The 2,968-nt window shown below is 54.6% G+C and carries 1 protein-coding gene and 1 other RNA gene; one reads left to right on the plus strand and one right to left on the minus strand.

Going from position 1 to position 2,968, the window contains the following annotated elements; all coding sequences use genetic code 11:
• The first annotated feature begins 129 nt into the window (after positions 1-129).
• Positions 130-2,502, plus strand: a complete 2,373-nt coding sequence (gene ppsA / locus MYY08_RS00005) for a phosphoenolpyruvate synthase (RefSeq protein WP_038626338.1) — start codon at positions 130-132, stop codon at positions 2,500-2,502.
• Positions 2,503-2,569: 67 nt separating this feature from the next.
• Here the strand turns inward: ppsA and rprA are convergent.
• Positions 2,570-2,679, minus strand: an RNA gene (gene rprA / locus MYY08_RS00010) — antisense sRNA RprA.
• Between the last annotated feature and the right edge of the window lie 289 nt (positions 2,680-2,968).

Here is a 2,968-nt window from a genome sequence, read left to right on the forward strand (position 1 = left end):
GTTTTTTTCACCTGCTTGAACGATTCAACACTTTCGCTTTTGCGGTGCGCTGTGCCAGGCTGAATAGGCGTTATAAGCGCATTTTTTTGTTCCTTGTGCCCCCTAAATCACGATAAAAGGATTGCCTCAATGTCCGATAAAGAAATGCCGCTAGTGCTCTGGTACAGCCAGTTAGGCATGAACGATGTTGATCGCGTGGGAGGAAAGAACGCCTCTCTCGGTGAAATGATTACTAACCTGTCGTCGCTCGGCGTATCCGTTCCTGACGGTTTTGCGACAACCGCTGATGCATTCAATCTATTTCTCGATCAAAGCGGCGTTAACCAGCGTATCTATACCTTGCTGGATCAGACCGATATTGATGATGTGGACGCGCTGGCGAAAGCGGGCAAACAGATCCGGGAGTGGATTGTCGAAACGCCTTTTCAGCCTGAGCTGGAAGAGGCGATCCGCGAGGCGTATGAGCAGCTGTCGGCGGATGACGCTGACGCTTCTTTCGCCGTGCGCTCGTCGGCCACGGCGGAAGATATGCCTGACGCCTCCTTCGCGGGTCAGCAGGAGACCTTCCTTAACGTACAGGGCTTTGATGCGGTGCTGGTGGCGGTGAAGCATGTTTACGCCTCACTGTTTAACGACCGCGCTATCTCCTATCGCGTGCATCAGGGTTATGACCATCGCGGCGTGGCGCTTTCCGCCGGCGTACAGCGTATGGTGCGCTCCGATCAGGCCTCCTCCGGCGTGATGTTCACTATCGATACCGAATCGGGCTTCGATCAGGTGGTATTTATTACCGCCGCCTGGGGACTGGGTGAAATGGTGGTGCAGGGGGCGGTCAACCCTGACGAGTTTTATGTACACAAGCCGACATTGCAGGCAAACCGTCCGGCTATTGTGCGCCGCAATATGGGTTCCAAGAAGATCCGCATGGTTTATGCCGATTCGCAGGCGCACGGCGAACAGGTAAAAATCGAAGATGTGCCGACGGAAGATCGCGATCGCTTCTGCCTCAGCGATGAAGAAGTGCAGGCGCTGGCGCGGCAGGCGGTGCAAATCGAACAGCATTACAAGCGCCCGATGGATATCGAGTGGGCGAAAGATGGACATACCGGCAAACTCTATATCGTTCAGGCGCGTCCCGAAACCGTCCGCTCTAACGGTCAGGTGATGGAGCGTTACACGTTGCAGGGCAAGGGCAGCGTCGTAGTGGAAGGCCGCGCCATCGGTCACCGTATCGGCGCGGGCGAAGTAAAAGTCATCCACGACATCAGCGAAATGAATCGCATCCAGAAAGGGGACGTGTTGGTCACCGATATGACCGATCCGGACTGGGAGCCGATCATGAAGAAAGCGGCGGCGATCGTTACCAACCGCGGCGGACGTACCTGCCATGCGGCGATCATCGCCCGCGAGCTGGGGATCCCGGCAGTGGTTGGCTGCGGCGACGCGACCGATCGCCTGCAGGATGGGCATAAAGTCACGGTCTCCTGCGCTGAAGGGGACACCGGCTATGTCTATGACGACCTGCTCGATTTCGATATAAAAAGCTCGCAGGTTGATGAAATGCCGGCGCTGCCGCTGAAGATTATGATGAACGTCGGCAACCCGGACCGCGCTTTTGATTTCGCCTGTCTGCCGAATGAAGGGGTGGGCCTTGCGCGGCTGGAGTTTATTATCAACCGTATGATCGGCGTGCATCCCAAAGCGCTGCTGGAGTTCGATCAGCAGACGCCGGAACTGCAACAGCAGATCCGCGAGCTGATGAAAGGCTTTGACGATCCGGTGGAGTTCTATATCGGCCGCCTGACGGAAGGGATTGCGACGCTGGGTGCGGCGTTTGCGCCGAAGCGCGTGATTGTGCGCCTCTCCGACTTCAAATCCAACGAATATGCCAACCTGGTGGGCGGTGAACGCTACGAGCCGGAAGAGGAGAACCCGATGCTCGGCTTCCGCGGCGCCGGTCGCTACGTAGCGGATCGCTTCCGCGACTGTTTCGCGCTGGAGTGCGAAGCGGTGAAGCGCGTGCGTAATGAGATGGGGCTGACCAACGTCGAAATCATGATTCCGTTTGTGCGCACCGTAGCGCAGGCGGAGGCAGTGATCGAGGAGCTGGCGCGTCAGGGTCTGAAGCGTGGCGAGGATGGCCTGAAAATCATTATGATGTGCGAAATCCCCTCCAATGCGCTGCTGGCGGAGCAGTTCCTTGAACACTTTGACGGCTTCTCTATCGGTTCGAATGATATGACTCAGCTGGCGCTGGGGCTGGACCGCGACTCCGGCGTGGTGTCTGAACTCTTTGACGAACGTAACGAGGCGGTCAAAGCGCTGCTGTCCATGGCGATTCGCGCCGCTAAAAAGCAGGGCAAATATGTCGGCATCTGCGGTCAGGGTCCATCCGATCATCAGGACTTCGCCGCCTGGTTGATGGAGGAGGGCATTGACAGCCTGTCGCTTAACCCGGACACCGTTGTTCAAACCTGGCTGAGCCTGGCAGAGATAAAGTAAAACATCCCTTACTAATGTAACTTAACGATAAAGGCCGGAATTTCCGGCCTTTTTGTTGGGCGTCAGACAAAAAAAAAGCCCATCACATGGGATGGGCAAAGACTACACACAGCAATTCTTCACTTTACTCAGGGGAAAAAGGTTGTTTAAAAATCAGAGGTTTGATCCTAAACATGGCACTCATAGTATTCAGCAAAGGGTTAGCCGTCTTTAAGAATCCTCTTATTAGTTAACGACTCATAATATTTTGTGAGGCTTAAGCCGCTCTTTCAGCGAAAAAACTGTGGCGTATGTAATCAATTTCGCGCTGGCACTACCTAAAAAGATACAGGTAGCAAAGGAAAGTTAAATATCTTTAATAAGAAATTTTATGGCGGCAAGAGGGAAAAAGGCCGAACGGCGAGCGCCGTCCGGCAGCAGGATTGATTAATGCTCGGAGTTGGTTTGCGTTACTTCTTCTTCATGC

Source organism: Mixta sp. (assembly GCF_024610815.1).
Taxonomy (GTDB): Bacteria; Pseudomonadota; Gammaproteobacteria; order Enterobacterales; family Enterobacteriaceae; genus Mixta; species Mixta calida.

Excerpts from the sequence above, each read along its gene's own strand:
- ppsA (WP_038626338.1), top strand. The coding sequence starts at position 130 with ATGTCCGATAAAGAAATGCCGCTAGTGCTCTGGTACAGCCAGTTAGGC.